Origin of the sequence: Ensifer sp. ENS06 (assembly GCF_014852205.1) — a bacterium.
Classification (GTDB): domain Bacteria; phylum Pseudomonadota; class Alphaproteobacteria; order Rhizobiales; family Rhizobiaceae; genus Ensifer; species Ensifer adhaerens.
The window spans coordinates 792322-808755 of record NZ_JACVBC010000002.1; the positions used below are offsets into that span (position 1 = coordinate 792322).

Annotated in this window: 15 protein-coding genes and 1 riboswitch; of the genes, 2 read left to right on the forward strand and 13 right to left on the reverse strand. The window is 64.6% G+C overall.

What is annotated here, in order from left to right; genetic code table 11:
• Window positions 1-8: 8 nt before the first annotated feature.
• Together IB279_RS13040 and IB279_RS13045 are read left to right on the forward strand one after the other, a co-directional pair.
• A complete protein-coding gene (locus tag IB279_RS13040) occupies window positions 9-1070 on the forward strand; it encodes an ABC transporter ATP-binding protein (protein ID WP_034792269.1) in 1062 nt (353 codons plus the stop codon).
• Window positions 1071-1183: 113 nt separating this feature from the next.
• A riboswitch (FMN riboswitch) is annotated at window positions 1184-1333 on the forward strand.
• A gap of 92 nt (window positions 1334-1425) precedes the next feature.
• Window positions 1426-1899, forward strand: coding sequence for a 6,7-dimethyl-8-ribityllumazine synthase (locus IB279_RS13045; protein ID WP_060515900.1), 474 nt, complete (start codon window positions 1426-1428; stop codon window positions 1897-1899).
• Window positions 1900-2278: 379 nt separating this feature from the next.
• Here IB279_RS13045 and IB279_RS13050 read toward each other — a convergent pair whose 3' ends face one another.
• The 13 genes from IB279_RS13050 to IB279_RS13110 all read right to left on the reverse strand — a co-directional run bounded on the left by IB279_RS13050 (window position 2279) and on the right by IB279_RS13110 (window position 16433).
• On the reverse strand, window positions 2279-3562 hold the full coding sequence (locus IB279_RS13050; protein WP_112771127.1) for a low temperature requirement protein A: 1284 nt from the start codon (window positions 3560-3562) through the stop codon (window positions 2279-2281).
• A gap of 211 nt (window positions 3563-3773) precedes the next feature.
• Window positions 3774-4217, reverse strand: coding sequence for an RpiB/LacA/LacB family sugar-phosphate isomerase (locus IB279_RS13055; RefSeq protein WP_034792218.1), 444 nt, complete (start codon window positions 4215-4217; stop codon window positions 3774-3776).
• A 42-nt stretch (window positions 4218-4259) separates the two neighbouring features.
• Window positions 4260-5027 carry a triose-phosphate isomerase gene (locus tag IB279_RS13060; RefSeq protein WP_112771128.1) on the reverse strand — a complete coding sequence of 256 codons (768 nt, stop codon included), beginning with the start codon at window positions 5025-5027 and terminating at the stop codon, window positions 4260-4262.
• A complete protein-coding gene (locus tag IB279_RS13065; RefSeq protein ID WP_112771206.1) occupies window positions 5024-5803 on the reverse strand; it encodes a DeoR/GlpR family DNA-binding transcription regulator in 780 nt (259 codons plus the stop codon). The genes IB279_RS13060 and IB279_RS13065 overlap by 4 nt, the downstream gene beginning before the upstream one ends.
• 100 nt (window positions 5804-5903) lie before the next feature.
• Entirely contained in the window at window positions 5904-6842 is a 939-nt protein-coding gene (locus IB279_RS13070; protein ID WP_112771129.1) for a sugar phosphate isomerase/epimerase, read from the reverse strand.
• Between the two features lie 14 nt (window positions 6843-6856).
• Window positions 6857-7708 carry a TIGR01459 family HAD-type hydrolase gene (locus tag IB279_RS13075; protein ID WP_210338628.1) on the reverse strand — a complete coding sequence of 284 codons (852 nt, stop codon included), beginning with the start codon at window positions 7706-7708 and terminating at the stop codon, window positions 6857-6859.
• A complete protein-coding gene (locus IB279_RS13080; RefSeq protein ID WP_112771130.1) occupies window positions 7705-8991 on the reverse strand; it encodes an FGGY-family carbohydrate kinase in 1287 nt (428 codons plus the stop codon). The genes IB279_RS13075 and IB279_RS13080 overlap by 4 nt, the downstream gene beginning before the upstream one ends.
• Window positions 8988-10040, reverse strand: a complete 1053-nt coding sequence (locus tag IB279_RS13085; protein WP_112771131.1) for a class II aldolase/adducin family protein — start codon at window positions 10038-10040, stop codon at window positions 8988-8990. Before IB279_RS13085 ends, IB279_RS13080 begins: the two co-directional genes overlap by 4 nt.
• Before the next feature lie 10 nt (window positions 10041-10050).
• Entirely contained in the window at window positions 10051-11568 is a 1518-nt protein-coding gene (locus tag IB279_RS13090; protein ID WP_112771132.1) for a glycerol-3-phosphate dehydrogenase, read from the reverse strand.
• A gap of 14 nt (window positions 11569-11582) precedes the next feature.
• On the reverse strand, window positions 11583-12620 hold the full coding sequence (locus IB279_RS13095) for a 2-hydroxyacid dehydrogenase (protein WP_112771133.1): 1038 nt from the start codon (window positions 12618-12620) through the stop codon (window positions 11583-11585).
• Window positions 12617-14194: an FGGY-family carbohydrate kinase gene (locus tag IB279_RS13100; RefSeq protein ID WP_112771134.1), complete on the reverse strand. Its 1578-nt coding sequence runs from the start codon at window positions 14192-14194 to the stop codon at window positions 12617-12619. The genes IB279_RS13095 and IB279_RS13100 overlap by 4 nt, the downstream gene beginning before the upstream one ends.
• Window positions 14194-15318 (reverse strand): ABC transporter ATP-binding protein, encoded by a 1125-nt coding sequence (locus IB279_RS13105; protein ID WP_060582640.1) that lies wholly within the window; start codon window positions 15316-15318, stop codon window positions 14194-14196. Before IB279_RS13105 ends, IB279_RS13100 begins: the two co-directional genes overlap by 1 nt.
• Window positions 15315-16433 carry an ABC transporter ATP-binding protein gene (locus IB279_RS13110; RefSeq protein ID WP_112771135.1) on the reverse strand — a complete coding sequence of 373 codons (1119 nt, stop codon included), beginning with the start codon at window positions 16431-16433 and terminating at the stop codon, window positions 15315-15317. The genes IB279_RS13105 and IB279_RS13110 overlap by 4 nt, the downstream gene beginning before the upstream one ends.
• Window position 16434: the final 1 nt, after the last annotated feature.

Below are 16434 nucleotides of genomic sequence, written 5' to 3' on the forward strand. Positions count from 1 at the left end.
CCGCACCCATGAGTTTCCTGTCACTCACCAGCATCAAGAAGTCCTTCGGCCCGGTTCACGTCGTGCACGATTTCAACATGGACATCGAAAAGGGCGAGTTCGTCTCGTTCCTCGGACCATCGGGCTGCGGCAAGACCACGGTCCTGCGCATGATCGCCGGCTTCGAAAGCCCGACCAGCGGCAAGATCGTCATCAACGGCCGCGACCAGAACTCGCTGAAGCCCAACCAGCGCAACATCGGCATGGTGTTCCAGGCCTATGCGCTGTTTCCCAACATGAACGTGCATGACAACGTCGCCTTCGGCCTCAAGGTCGCAGGTACAGACAAGTCGGAGATCGACGCGAGGGTGAAGCAGATGCTCGGGCTGATCAAGCTCGAGCACCTGGCGGACCGCTTCCCCTACCAGCTCTCCGGCGGCCAGCAGCAGCGCGTTGCGCTTGCCCGCGCCATTGCGGTCAAGCCGCAGGTGCTGCTGCTCGACGAGCCGCTGTCGGCGCTCGACGCCAAGATCCGCGTGTCGCTGCGCGAGGAAATCCGGCAGATCCAGCAACAGCTCGGCATCACCACCGTGTTCGTGACCCATGACCAGGAAGAAGCGCTGTCGATCTCCGATCGCATCGTCGTCATGAATGCCGGCCGCGCCGACCAGATCGGCACCCCCTTCGAGATCTACAACACGCCGTCAACGCGTTTCGTCGCCTCCTTCGTCGGCACGCTCAGCATCATCGAAGGCAAGGTCGCGGACCCGGCCGCGGGTGCCGTCACGATCGGCAACCAGCAGATCGCGCTGAAGGATCCGATTGCCGGCATGAAGGGCGGCGACAGCATTTCGCTGGCGCTTCGTCCCGAAGCGGGCTCGATCGCCGAGGGCGCCACGGGCGACACGTCGCTTGCCGGCGAGGTCGTCTCGACGAGCTTCCTCGGCTCGGTCATCCGCACGCGCCTTCGCGTCGGCGGCGACGTCATCTCCTTCGACATGTTCAACAATCCGGGTGTGGCCCCGCCGGTTTCCGGCGACAACGTCACGCTGCGCTTTGCCGCCAAGGACCTCTTGGTCATCCGCGAGTAAGCGGATCGGAACGATTTCTTCCGATGGCTCCAAACACTGGAAAAATCTGTCGTGATTTCTGGCATTTTCGTCGCACCGTGCGTTTGACCGCGCGCGGTCGCGCTATATAGTCGCGTTGTTCTCAGGGCGGGGTGAAATTCCCCACCGGCGGTAGCGGCCGAAAGGCCGAAGCCCGCGAGCGCCTCAGGGTTTCACCCTGGGGGTCAGCAGATCCGGTCAGATTCCGGAGCCGACGGTCACAGTCCGGATGGAAGAGAGCAAGCAGCAACGTGGGTCCCCGCGACGGGACCTCGCGCGCATGCATGTTCGCCCGACGGGATCATTGGAAACGCCAAACCCTGAAAGGCTTGAGACCATGACCATTCTTTCCCACCCCGCCGCCAAGATCGCGATCGTTCGTGCCCGCTGGCATGCCGATATCGTCGACCGCTGCGTCGATGCCTTCGTCACGCAATGGACGAAGCTTGGCGGCTCGGCAGCCGACGTCGAGATCTTCGACGTACCCGGCGCGCTCGAAATCCCGCTGCATGCGCAGACGCTGGCCAAGACCGGCCGCTATGCCGCGATCCTCGGCACCGCCTTCGTCGTCGACGGCGGCATCTACCGCCACGATTTCGTCGCCGGCACCGTGCTCGACGGCATGATGCGCGTGCAACTCGACACCAATGTGCCGGTGCTTTCCGCCGTACTGACGCCGCACAATTTCCAAGAAAGCGAACCGCTGATCGCCTTCTTCCGCGAGCACTTTGTTACCAAGGGTACTGAGGCGGCCAACGCCTGCGCCCAGATCCTCGACGCCCGCGCCAAGCTGGCGCTGGTCAACGCCTGATCCGCGAGATGCGGTTGAGGTTGGCTCGCCCCTCATCCGCCCGGTGAAGGCTTGCCCCTCATCCGCCCGGTGAGGGGAATGCCCCTCATCCGCCCTGCCGGCCACCTTCTCCCCGCGGGCGGGGAGAAGGACACAAGCGGCACCCTTGTCGCGCAAACTCTCTCCCCGGGGCTACCGAGAACGGCCTTCCACCCGGGTCCATCACAAACTCCGAGGCAGCTTGCGTTCTCGTTCCCTCTCCCCGCCGCGGGGAGAAGGTTAGCGTGAGGGGGCAGCGGCAGGGGCGAACAGCGCCGAACGCTGCGCTTGAATCAACCTCTGAACCACCTGAATCGGCTCACCAGCTTGAGCCGGCAACGCGCTGTTTCGGCTCGCAAAATCAATGCGCAGCCTCGTTCTTGCGCAGGCTGCGATCCAGTGCCGCCACGCGGTGCCGGTGCCCCGCCACCTCGTAGCCGACGATGGTGACGACGGGCGCGAGCATCAGGATGATCAGGCACTTGGCCATGTCGAGCCCGGCCATGGCCGCGACCACTGACGCGGCCAGCACCACTGCCGTGCCCGCGAGCAGCCAGAGATGCAACCGCTCCACCTGCTGCATAAGATAGGCGTACATCGCATAGAGCAGCCCGATGTAGCACGCGACGGGCACCGCAACGGTCAGCACCGTTGCGACCGAGCCGATATGCGCCTTGTGCTCGATGTAATAGGCCGCCACATGCAGGCCGGCGCCAGTCGCCACGATCGAGGCGAAGATCGGCATGTGGCCGTAGCCCCAGACGAAGGAGCGTTTTTGACGGTGCCGGTGCAGGATCTCGGCGCTCGGCAGCAGAAAATAGATCCACCACATGCCGAAGGTGAGCCCCGTACCGGCGAGGCAGACGAGCGCGACATCGAGGTTCCAGCCCTGCCCTTCGACCACGGCGGAGATTGAGGCGACCGTGCCGACCACCCCTTCCCCAAGCGCGATGATCGCGAGCAGCCCGTAGCGCTCGGCGATGTGATGGGCATGCCAGGGCGTTCCGCCGTAGCGCATCTCGGCGACATAGGGGCCGAGCATCTCGATCGCCGTCAGCCCCACGACCATGACGAAGGTCACCAGCAGCGAGAAATCGAAGAAGATCAGAACGACCCAGCCGAGCTGGGCGAGGCTGATTGCTTTGACGTAGGCCATGCAGGCATCCCGTCGGGCCGGGTCCTGCCGGCTGGCGCGCAGCCATTGGAAGAGCATTGCCACCCGCATGACGACATAGCCGAGCACCATGATGCCGTTGTCGAGATGCTCACCCTTGTCGATCGACTCGAACATCGGCGGCAGGCCGATCGCAAGGATCAGCACGCCGACCATCTGCACCATGGTGACGATGCGGAATACCCAGTCGTCCGTGTCGTAGGCGGAGGCAAACCAGCTGAAATTGATCCAGGCCCAGCAGATGGAGAAGGTCGCAAGCGCGAAGCCGAAGAGGCCGGAAAAGAAGTGCCCTTCGGCCAGGAAATGAGCAAGCTGCGAAGCCGCCAGGCTAAAGGCGATGACGAAGGTCAGGTCGAACAAGAGTTCGAGCGTCGTCGCCGTCCTGTGATGTTCATGCGTGTCGCGGCCGCTCATGCGCGCCACATGGTGGTGCGCGCTTTGATGCGGCTCGGTCGGGGTGGTTTCACTCATGCGGCGACGCCCTTCAATTGACGATCCGCAAGAATATTCAAATATTTGCAGAAGCTTCGTCAAGGCGAAGCGGGAGACCGGACATGAAAACGCCCGGCATCGCTGCCGGGCGTGTCGTCACAATGCCTGAGGGAGGATCAACGGCATCGCGAGATAAGGTAGGGCTTGAACCGGGAACCGGATGCAGACGGCAAGCCGCCCGCCCCTTTCCTCAACCGGCTCTTGCGGCATCCAGGCGATTGATCGCCTCGACATTGCCGGCCGAAGAGCCGTTCGGGTCGAACTCGGACGCGAGCCAGGTGTCGACGATCGACTTTGCCAGCTCCGGACCGATGACGCGGGCGCCCATGGTGATGATCTGGGCGTTGTTCGACTTGGCGGCCCGCTCGGCCGAATAGGTGTCGTGCGTCAGCGCCGCGCGGATGCCCGGCACCTTGTTGGCCGAGATGCATACACCGATGCCGGTACCGCAGAACAGGATGCCGCGGTCATGCTTGCCCTCGACAACCTGCTGCGCCAGGTTCTGTGCGAGGTCCGCATAGAAGCCGGACTGGCTGAGATCCACGACTTCCACGTCGCTGCGGCCACCGAGATGGGCGGCAATGACATCCAGCAGGGGCTTGCCGGCGCTGTCGGCTCCGATTGCAATCTTCATGATTGTTCCTTTCGTTCTTCTTGAGCTGCAACGGCCGGGGGCTCAGATCGCCTTGGCGACACGCTGCAGAATGTCGAGATAGCCAGTGACGTCCCAGGCGGAGCGGCCGATGAAAAGGCCGTCGATATGCGCCTGGGTGATCAGTTCTTCGCAATTGCCGGGGTTGACGCTGCCGCCGTAGAGCACCGGCACGCGACGGCCGAGGGCGGCTTCCGCCACCTCTGCGATGCGCTTGTGGCGCTCGTCGGCATAGCCAGCCGTCGCCGGAATGCCGTTGACGCCGATCGCCCAGACCGGCTCGTAGGCCAGCAGGATCGTCGCCTTCTTCGCCGCGCCTTCGAGAAGTGCCAGCGCGCCTTCGACCTGGCGCTTCAGCACCTGATCCGCCTCGCCCGCTTCGCGCTCGGAAAGCGTCTCGCCGATGCAGATCAGCGGCACCAGACCATGGCGCACGGCGGCTGCCGTCTTCAGGCCGACGGTGCGGTCGGTCTCGCCGAAATGCTCGCGCCGCTCGCTGTGGCCGAGCTCGACCACATCGAGGTTGCAATCCGCAAGCATCGGCGGCGACACCTCGCCGGTCCAGGCGCCGGCATCGTCCCAATGCATGTTCTGCGCGCCGACCTTGACGCTGGTGCCCGAAAGTCGCGCCTTGACCTCGCGCACCGCCGTGAACGGCGGAATGACGAAGCGCTGGATGCGGTGGTCGCGCGAAGCGTCGGCAGCCGCCAGGCCGTCGGCAAAGACCATCGCCTCGGCAAGCGTCTTGTTCATCTTCCAGCTGGTGCCGACCCAAAGGCCTGACTTGCTCATGCTTTCTCCTTGAGATTGTCGATCCTGACCAGCCGGATGCCTGCCTCTTCGAGCGGTGCGGCATGTTCGGCCGAAACTTCAGCGCCGGTCAGCACCGCGTCGAAGGAATCGAGCCCGGTCAGGAAATGGAGCGCAGAGCGCCCGAATTTGTCGTGGTCCACTAAGAGGTATTTGCGCTTGGCCGCCTTCACCATCAGGCGCTTGGCCTGCACCACCTCCTGGTCCTGGTGGAAGGCCGTGGTGCCTTCGATGGCAGAACTGGAGAGAAAGGCGATATCGACGCGCAGCGACCGCAGCGCCTCGTCGGTGACGATGCCGAAGAAGCCGTTGAACTTCTTGCTGTACTGACCGCCGAGCGCGATGACGTTGATGCCCGCAGCACCCGAGAGGCTGGTGATCACGCCGAGATTGTTGGTGATGACCGTCAGCGGCCGGATGTCGCGGATGCAATCGGCGATCGCGCCGGTGGTCGAACTGTCGTCGATGAGGATGCTCTGCCCCGGCTCGATCAGGCTCGCCGCATGTTCGGCGATCCGCCGCTTTTCGGAGATGGCGATCTTTTCGCGGTAGCGGAAATCGCTTTCGAATTGCGGGCTCGACTGGATCGAGGCGCCGCCATGGACCTTGCGCAAGAGGCCCGCCTGCTCGAGGTCGTCGAGGTCGCGATGCACTGTCATCTTGCTGACGCCGAAGCGCAAGGAGAGGTCTTCGATGGAGGCCGTTCCGGCCTCCATCAGCACATCCATGATCGCCTGTCGCCTGTCTTCCGGCTTCATCGTCTCGGTCCCGATCCCGCGCAGCCTCGGCCACACTCACCGTGAGAAGATAACACTTATTTGTGATATTTCAATTTATCTAACGTGATTTTGTGATCTTTCAGTGTGATTTTTCTGTGCGATTGAAGCCCGTATCGATATGCGGCTCCCAGAATTCGACCGACTCCCGGATCATCTCGACGACGTTGTGGTCCGTCGGCTCGCGTTCGCGGAAGGAAAGCTCCAGGCAGATCTCGTTGTCGGTGCCGCCACCGGCCTTGACCGCGCCGATCAGCTTCTCCGGCGTGATGCGGCCGTCGCGGTTATAGGCGGCGGTGAACGGCCAATGACCGCCCTTGTTCATCGAGGATTGCTTGATGTGGATGATCGGCGAGCGCGCAGGGAACGCCGCCGCCCAGGCATAGGGATCGATGTCGTTGGGGTTGTCGGAGGTGACGTCGCCGTGGTCGATATCGACCATCATCTTCATCGGGATCGGCAAATGGGCTTCGGCGAGCCGCCGGTCGAGCGCACGGCATTCCTCGATCGTGTGGCCGAACTCGCGCCCGACCGACATCGGCTCCCAGAAGACATAGGAGAGCCCCGCCGCCTTGCCGTGCTCGGCAACTTCGCGCCAGCAATCGATGGCGATCCGCATCATCGCCTCGCGCCGCGACGGGTCGTCGTAATCGCGAAGCGTGAAGATCGCGAACTGCGTGCCCATGCCCGAGGCGCCAAGTTCGGCGGAGATATCGGCGAAGGTCTTGAACCAGTCGACATAGTAGCGCCTGACATCCGGGTCCGGATGGCCGAAATGATTGAGCCGACCATAGGGGCCGGTCATGCCGGAGGTGATCTTCACGCCGGTACGGTCGAGCGCCCGACGAAACTGCCTGACGGTCTTGGCGATCGTTGCCGCCGGCCAGCCGGGATTGACGAACTCGTGGGTGAGCTGGACGTAGCCGATGCGGATCTTCTCGGCGATCGTGTCGATCAGGTCGTCAGGCTCGGCGAAGCGGTTGACCAGCGGATTGGTGTTGAGCGACAGCGTGAAGGCCACGACCTTACTCCCGGCTACCAGAGAAATTTCGGAAGGATGAAATCGGGGTTGGCGCCGTGTTCGGCAAAGAGCTTGCGGCGCTCCGCGTCCGAGGCGCGTTCCAGGATCCCCGTCGTCACCAGTATCGAGTGAAGTCCCGCGCTCGCGGCACCGGCAATGTCATGCTCGATGCTGTCGCCGATCGCGCAGACACGCGTCGGATCCGGATGGCCGAGGAATTCCAGCGCGGCTGCATAGATGTCGGCAAAGGGCTTGCCGATCCAGCGCACACTGCCGCCAAGCTCTTCGTAGAGCTCGGCGATACGCCCGGCGCCGAAGGCGGTACCTTCCATGGTCAGCATCACCTTGTCCGGATTGGTGCACAGGCAGGGCACGCCGCGTCTGGCGGCCGGCGCCAAAAGCGCCTCGTAGTGGGAAAGCGGATGGACATCACCCTCGCTCGCGGCGAGCAGCACGAAATCGGCATCGGCACCACTGGTCGTGCGTTCGAGGTCTAACCCCGTCAGCGGCGAGAGGTCACCGTCGCGACTGATCAGCAGGCACTTGCGCCGCCTACCGGCGGCACCCTCGCCTTCCCGCCTGAGAATCTGCCAGGCGACCTCGCCCGAGGTCAGGAACCAATCCCAGCTCCCCGCGACGAAACCGAGATCGACGAGGCGACGGTCGTTTTCCGCCGAGCGCTTGCCGGAATTCGAGAGGATGATGATGCGCTTTCCCGCATCCTTCAGCTTGACCAGCGTTTCGGCCGCACCCGGATAGGGCCCGCGGCCATCGCGCAGCACGCCGAACTGATCGATCAGGAAGGCGTCGTAGCGATCGGCAATCTCGCCAAGTCCCGCGATCGCAGTCGTTTGAGCAAACGTCACAGCACACCAGCCTTTCTGGCACCGGCCAGCGCCAGCCGTGCCGTGCCGGCCGCCGCCTCCTCGGACAGGACGGGCAGGAACGGCACGCCGAGCTTGCGCGCCCGGATCGCGCTCCAGGCCGCGTTCTTGGCGCCGCCGCCGACACTGCGAAGCGATCGGAGCCCCGGTCCGCCAAGCGACGCCAGCCGCTGATAGGCGAGGCTCTCGACGCCGGCGATGCCCTCGAAGATTGCCTTGAGGAAGGTCGCGTCATCGGCCGGCCGCGGGCTCATGCGCGGGGCGAAATCCGGATCGGCGATTGGGAAGCGCTCGCCGGGCTTCACCAGCGGATAGTAGTCGAGCCCGGTGTCGACGGCCGGATCGATCCCGGCCGAAAGTGCAGCGATCCGCTCCGGCGAGAAATGCTCGGCCAGCACCACCCCGCCCGTATTGGACGCCCCGCCGGCGAGCCACATCTCGCCGATGCGGTGACTGTAGAGCCCGTATTCCGGCGCAAACAGCGGACGGTCGGACAGCATCTTCACTGTCAGCGTCGTGCCGAGCGCGCTGACGCCGTCGCCCGGTCGATCGGCGCCAGTGGCGAGAAACGAGGCGCATCCGTCCGTGGTGCCGGCAACGACCACCACCTCGCTTGAAAGCCCGAAGGCTCCGGCCGCTTCCGGCGAGATCGTCGCGATCGGCGCACCAGCCGGCAGCACATCCGGCAGCAGTTCGACGCGGGCGCCGGTCTTTTCCATCCAATCCGGCCAGGACCGCGACACGGGATCGTAGCCGGTCTTCAACGCATTGTTCTCGTCGGAAACATCGTAGAGCCCGGTGAAATGCCCGGCAAGCCAATCGGCCTGATGGATCACCCGGAACACGCCCGGCACAGTCTGGAAAGCGAGAAGCTTGGCAAGGCCGGATGTGGCGCCATGGGCCGCACTTTCGCGCGGCGCATGGGCAGAGACCGCATCGAGCGGTGCGCGGTCGGCAACCGGGTCGTTGTACATCATAGGCGTTGCCAACGGCGCGCCCGCATGATCGACCGGCAGCATCGTGCCTGATGTACCGTCGATCGAAAGTGCAACGACCTTCTGCCTGTCGGTACCCCCAAGCGCTTCTTCGAGCGCCGCCTGCACGGCCTTCCACCAGCCGATCGGATCGCGGTGATCCGCAGAAAAAGCCGAGAGCTTCGCTGCACCCGATGCCACGATCGTGCCATCCGCCGCCATCGCGACCGCACGGGCGCCCGAGGTGCCAAGGTCGATGCCGACGACCAGCTTGCGATTGTCGCCGCTCATTGCAGCACCTGTCCGGCGCGGTTGAGCTGCTGGCGGTATTTCTCGGCGTCCCAGCCGAGAAGCTCGGCATTCTCCGCCTCGGTCAGGTAGCGAAGCCGTGCGTCCGCCGGAATGCGCGCCGTCACGTCGGCAAGGCACCGCGCCATGGCGAAGGCACCGGCAGAAATCTCCTTCTGCACGAGCACGCCCTTGCCCGGGAAGAGCAGCAAGGGTGGCAGGCTGTCGCCGGTCGCACGCCGCTTCGTCTCGATCGAAAGGGCGGTCTCGCCGGGCGCGGCGACCGCCACCCCCTTGCCGAGGAAGATGACATGATCGGGATAGAGACTGCCGCCGGCAGCAAGCCGGCAACTGTCGAGATCGGCGGCAACCGAATGCAGGGCAATGTCCTCCGGCAGCCGGTAATCGCTGTCGACCGCAAGCCGACCGAGCGACGCGAGATCGGCGGCCAGCGCCTGCCGACGCGTGCCGGTCAGGCGGCGGGTAATGTCGGTGAGCAGGATCGCCGCGTCGACCACGGTTTCAGCGGCGACGACCAGGCCGTGATTGCCGAGGATCAGAACCGACGTGTTGTCCTGCATCCGCTCAGCGATTGCTCTTGCAAGCGGCAGGCCCGGGCGGGCATAGGGCACGAAAACATGGGGGTAGCCGGCAAGCCGCTCAGCAGTGATCGCCGCACCGTTGGTCTGCACCGCCGTCGCGATCGTCTCGACGCAGTGCACATGCACCACCACCTTCTGCGGCATCAGCGCATGCACGGTGGTTTCGATCGAGGGGCGCAGGCCCGAAGGGTTGCGCTCGGTTATCACGAAATCCTGCGCCTTCTCGGTTGCCGGGTCGTTCGCTTCCAACGCATTGAGCAAGGGCTCGAGTGCCACCGGCACCATGACGTCGCGCTGGCGCGCATGCGCCAGCCACAGGCCCGAGGCCTTGATCCAGAGCGTACCGCCCTCCTTGATCGAGGTATTGCCGCCCGCCCCCTGCACCAGCAGCGGATCCGCCCCGACGCGGGCCGAAAGATCGAGAAGCGCTTCGAATTCCAGACTTCGCATCCGTTCTCCTTCAGGCCGCGGCCTGCTGGCGGTCCAGCCAATGAGTAAAGGCCTGCCGCTCGGCCGGCGTCATGTGCAGGCCATGCTTGGTGCGCCGGTCGAGAATGTCGTCCGCCGTCAGCGCCCATTCGTTTTCGATGAGGAAACGCGCCTCGCGCTCGCGAAAGAGCGAACCGAAAGCCGGGCCGAGATCATCAAGCGATGTAGCGCCGGCAAGCAGCGCATGCGTGCGGGTGCCATAGAGCCGCGCATAGTGTTTGGCGAGATCCGATGGCAACCAGCGATAGCGCGCCTTCAACTCACCCAGGAACAGATCAAAATCGGCCGCCGCCATGTCGCCGCCCGGCAGATGCGCCTTCGCCGTCCAGGCCGGCCCCATCTTGGGGAAAAACGGCTTCAGCCGCTCCAGCGCATGTTCGGAAAGCTTGCGGAAAGTGGTGATCTTGCCACCGAAGACCGAGAGCAACGGCGCCTGGTTGTCAGTCGCATCGACCTCGAAAATATAGTCACGGGTGACGGCCGAGGGGTTTTCGGCATTGTCGTCATAGAGCGGTCGTACGCCGGAGAAGCTGTAGACGATGTCGTCTGATGTCAGCTGCTGCTTGAAGTAGCGGTTCACCGATTTCAAGAGATAGGCGATCTCGTTGCCGTCGGCGGTCACGTCCTCCGGACGGCCTTCGTAGGGGATATCCGTCGTGCCGATCAGCGCCAGGTCGTTCTGGTAGGGATTGATGAAGATGACCCGCTTGTCCGGGTTCTGCACCAGATAGGCCTGCCGCCCCTCCCAGAATTTCGGCACGACGATGTGGCTGCCCTTGACGAGGCGCACGCTGCGGCTGGAGTTCAGGCCCCCGATCCGGCCGATGACGTCGTTGACCCACGGACCGGCGGTGTTGACGACACAGCGCGCCCTCGCCTCGGTCTTGGCGCCGGTGCGCGTGTCGGTCATCTCGATAAACCAGAGCCCGTCCCGCCTTCGGATCGCGCTGCAGGCGGTCCGGGTCAACACCCGGGCGCCACGAGCGGTGGCATCGAGCGCGTTGAGCACCACGAGGCGCGCGTCATCGACCCAACAGTCGGAATATTCGAACGCTTTGCGATAATCGCGCTTGATCGGCGCGCCCTCGGGTGCCGTCGCAAGGTTGAGGCTGCGGGTGCCCGGCAGGCGTTTGCGCCCGCCGAGATGGTCGTAGAGGAACAGCCCGAGCCGGACGAGCCAGGCCGGGCGGTCCTGAGGGTTATGCGGCAGCACGAAGCGCATCGGCCAGATGATGTGCGGCGCAGACTCCAAAAGCACCTCGCGCTCGATCAGCGCCTCGCGCACCAGCCGGAACTCGTAATATTCGAGATAACGCAGGCCGCCATGCACCAGCTTGCCGGAGCGCGAGCTGGTGCCCTGCGCCAGGTCGTCCTTTTCGCACAACAGCACCGAGAGCCCGCGCCCGGCCGCATCGCGCGCGATGCCCGCACCATTGACGCCGCCGCCGACGACGAACAGATCGTATATTCCGGTCTCGGAACTCACCATCGTTGCTCCTGTCATCAGCACGGATTGACCGGCGGCAGACCGGCGATGTAGCGGCGGACTTCCTCGGCCGCCATTTCGGCGGCGAAGGTGACGGTGCGTACCGAGGCACCGGCAATATGCGGCGTCAGCGTCACATTCGCCAGTTGCAGCAGCGGCCAGTCTTTCGGCACCGGCTCGATCGCGAAGGTTTCGAGCATCGCCGCCGACAGATGGCCGCTCACCAGGTTCTCATAAAGGGCGTCGTAGTCGCAGAGCGGACCGCGCGCCGTGTTCACGAAGATCGCGCCCGGCTTCATCCTGGCGAAGGTCTCGGCGTTCATCATGTTGCGCGTCTCCTCCGTGACGCGCGGATGCAGGGTCACGATATCGGAACGGGAGAGAAGCGTGTCGAGCGACACCTGCTCGACGCCGGCGTTCAGATCATCGGCCGAGAGCTGCACATAGGGATCGTGCACCAGCACCTTGGTGCCGAAGGCGCGCAAAAGGCGCACCACCTTGGTGCCGATATTGCCGTAGCCGATGACGCCGACGGTCATTTCGCAGAGCTCGCGACCGGTGCGATCGGCGCGGTAGAGATCGCCCCGCCACTCGCCCTTGCGCAAGGCTTCGTGGCCGGTGCGGATCAGCCGCGTTTCGGCGAGAATGGCACCAAGCGTGAACTCGGCAACGGCGTTGGCATTGCGGCCGGGCGTGTTGACGACGCGAACGCCGGCATCGCGTGCGGCCCCCATGTCGATGTTGACAGGACCGCCACGCGAGACGGCGACGAGCCTCAAGCCGGGCAGTGCCTGAAGCATTCCGCGCGACAGTGGCGCCAGCTGCGTCACCAGGATCTCGGCGTCACCGATGAAGTCGATAATGTCCTCCGGCTTGCCGAGATATTCCTTGAGCCCGTCCATGCCCTCGACGGCATAGCCGTGCTCCATCGGCACATCCGGCCAGGGCAGTTCGAGCGTGCGGATGTCATGGCCGTTGCCGGTCGCCTCGACGATCTTGTCGCGAAACACGTCCGGCAGCATGAACCGGTCGCCGATAATGGCTATCTTCTTCATTTCGATGTTTCCTGTTGATTTCCCGCGGTCGCACCTTGGGAGAGTGCGTGCCAGACGGGCCTGAGCGCTGTGCGTGACTGCTGGTAGGTGGGAAAGAGTTCGTTGTAGCGGCAGGCAAGCGCCGGATCGGCGGCCTCCGCGGGGCGCTGATAGGGCGTCACCCAATCGCCGAGGCAATCGGCCATCGAGGGATAGATGCCGAGCGAGACGGCGGCGATCATCGCGGCACCGGCAGCACCGGCCTCCTCCCGCTCGCTCGTCTGGACGCTGGCGCCGAGGGCCGCACCGAGGATGCGGCGGAGCGAGGCGCTGCGGGCAGCTCCCCCCGTCAGCCGGATGCGGCCTGGAAGCGGCCCCATCTCGGCGTAGCAATCGCGCGCCGCCATGGCGAGCCCGTCGAACACCGCCTTCACCATGTCGGGAAAGCCGTGGGTGATCGACAGCCCGACGAAGGACGCCCGCGCCGTCGCGTCGACGAAGGGGCCACGCTCGCCGGCTTCCGAGATATAGGGCTGGAAGATCAATGGCGTGTCCTTGGCATCGGCTAGCCAGCCGTCGACAAAAGCGAGCAACTCGCTCTTGGATTTCTCGACCCCCATGCCCTTCAAGAGGCCTGAGGCCAGCGAGAGGATCCAGTCGATATTGAGCGTCGCGGCCATGTTCGACTGCATCTGCGCATAGGCGCCGGGGATCGGCATGCACATGGTGTAGCCGGTCAGGTCCCGGTTCAGCCGCACATCGTCGGCGCCATTGGCGAGCCGCATGTGCATGCCCGTCGAGCCGATGATCGAGCAGCCGGTATCGGTGCCCGGATCGTAGAGCCCGGCGCCAAGCGCTGTGCAGACGACATCGACGTAGCCAAGCACGATGGGCGTGCCCTCGGTGAGCCCGGTGATCCCGGCCGCTTCCGCCGACAGCGGGTGATGGGTCGCCGCTCCGTCGACGATCTCGGGCAGCACATGCTTCAGCTTTTCAAGGCCGAGAAAGCGGATGACATCGTCGCTGTAGCTGCGACTGCGGAAATTTCCGAAACTGAAATTCGCCTCGGAGGGATCGGTGGCGCGTTTGCCCGTCAGCTTGAAATAGAGCCAGTCCTTGCAATGAAAGGTGGTAGCGACGCCCGACAGCATCTCGGGCGCATGGTCGCGCATCCAGCGCAGCTGCGGCCCCTGCTGGCAGGCGGCAAGGCCAGAGCCGGTGCTTTCGAAGCGGGCTATATCGCCGCTGTCGGCGCGCAGCCGCTCGACGGTCTCGCCGGCGCGCGCGTCGAGCCACAGCCAGCCCTTGCCGACCGGCACGCCGGCCTTGTCGATCATCCATGTGCCGTCGCCCTGACCGGTCACGGCGATCGCGGCAACACGGCCGACGAGGTTCTCGATCTTGTCGGAGAGCTGCTTCAGCGTCGTTGCCGCGTCGGCCCAGGTGCGGTCGAGATCCTGCACGCTGCCGGCGCGGCCTACGGCCTCATAGGCGTTCGGTAGTGCCGCCGTGGCGATCTGCCGGCCGGTGAGATCGAAGGCCACCGACTTGATGACCGACGTGCCCGCATCGATGCCGATGAGGATGTCCCGCATCAGGCGAGCTCCTGTCCGTGACTAATCGCCCGTCCGCTCTCGCCATCGAACACATGCAGGCTCGACGGATCGAGATGAATGCCGATCGGCTGGCCGACATCGAGCTCCGTGCGATCGTGCTCGACCAGCACCATGGTGCCGCCGGCAAAGTCCGCGGCGATATGGGTCTGGTCGCCGAGCCACTGGTTGACGGCGACGCGGCCCGTCACACCATCAGCGCTGCGGCGCACCGAATAGGGCCTGATTCCGAGCACCACCTTCTGCCGCTTGATGAGTTCGTCGCGCACCGCATGCGAGAAATCCGACGCCGCATATTCGAGCCGCACGCCGTCCTTGAGCCCAAAGGCCATCTTGCTTTCCGAGCCGGTGACGCTGGCCTCAAAGACGTTCATCGGCGGCTCGCCGACGAAGGTGCCGGTGAACAGATTGGCCGGCCGCTCCTTGATCTTCTGCGGCGTATCGAACTGTTGCAGCACGCCGCCCTCCATGACCGCGATGCGGTCGGCAAGCGCGTTCGCTTCGGTCTGGTCGTGGGTCACGAGGATCGCGGTCAGCCCGCGCTCCTTGATGAAGTGCTTGATGCGGCCGCGAAGCAGCGCCCGAAGCTGCGGCTCGAGCTGTCCCATCGGCTCGTCGAGCAGGTGCAGGTTGGCGTCGCGGATCAGCGCCCGCCCGAGCGAGGCGCGCTGCTGCTGGCCGCCGGAGATCGAGCTCGGATAGCGCCCGAGAATGTCCTCGATTTCGAGCAGTTTGGCGATACTGGCCACCTTCTCGTCGACGACGCCCTGCGAGAGCTTCGAGGCCTTCAGCGCAAAGGCGATGTTCTCGCGCACCGTCAGCGGCGGATAGAGTGAATAGCCCTCGAATGCCATGGCGACGTTGCGGCGCACCGGCGGCAGCGTCTGGACCTCTTTGCCTGCAAGCGAGATCGTTCCGCGCGAGACCGCCTCGAAGCCGGCGATCATGCGCAAGGTCGAAGTCTTGCCGCATCCGGAGGAGCCGAGCAAAGCGATGATCTCGCCCTTTCGCACATCCATGTTCAGCTTCTTCACGGCATGCACGCCGAAGTCGACGGGGCCGTAGAACTTGTCGACGTCCTTGATCAAAAGAGCGGTGTCGGTCATGCCGCTTCTCCATTGCGCTTGGCTGCAAGGTCGGCGCGCGGCAAAAGAGCGCCGCTCGTCTTGTCGAAGAGAAAGGCCTGCGCGCCATTGACGGCAATATGGGCAGGTCCGGCGGTCGGACCAGGCGTGCCGGCCGGACGCGACACCAGGATTTCGCGGCCGCGTGCCGTCAGCGCCAGCGTCACGGTCTTTTCGTTGAGCGGCGTTTCCGCCTCGACCGTCACGGGAATGGCGCCAGGTGCTGCCGCATCGACGAAACTGATCGCCTCCGGCCTGAGCCCGATAACGCACGGACTGCCGACGACATCGGCGCCATAGTCGCCGAGCCGCACCCGTACATTCGAGAGCTCGACGAAGACGTCTCCGCCGCTGCGCTGCGGCGTGACATCCAGCAGGTTGATCGTCGGATCGCCGAAGAGCCGTGCGATCTCGATATCGGCGGGCGCGTTGTAGATCTCTTGCGGCGTGCCGATCTGGCGGATGCGGCCTGAGGCCATGACCGCGATCCGGTCGCCGAGCGCCATCGCCTCCTTGTAGTCCTGGGTGACGTAGACGACGGTGGCGCCTTGCGCTGCGAGCAGTCGCGGCAGTTCCAGCCGCATCTCGAAGCGGAGCTTCGCGTCGACGTTGCGCAAGGGATCATCGAGGAGAAGCAGCGGCGGCGAGCCGACAAGCGCACGGGCAAGTGCCGTGCGCTGCTTCTGACCGTTCGACAGTGCCTTCGGGTGATGCGTCAGCACATGGTCGATCTTTAAGAGCTTGGCGACCTTCTGCACGCCTGCCGCTATTTTCTCCTTCGACGATCGCGTCGCCGTCAGCGGGCTTGCAATGTTGTCGAAGGCACTCATGTGCGGGAAGAGCGCGAAGTTCTGGAATGCCATGCCGACGCCGCGATGTTCGGCATCGACATCGGTCATGTCCTCGCCGCCGATCAGCACCCTGCCCTCGTCCGACTCGATAACGCCGGCAACCAGCCGGAGCAGCACGGTCTTGCCGGCGCCGGAGGGGCCGAAGAGCACCAGCCGTTCACCGTCGGCGACGTCAAGCGTAAGATCGTCGAGAACCGTCTGGCTCTTGTAGCGCTTGACGATATTCTTCAGTTGCAGCGTGGTCATG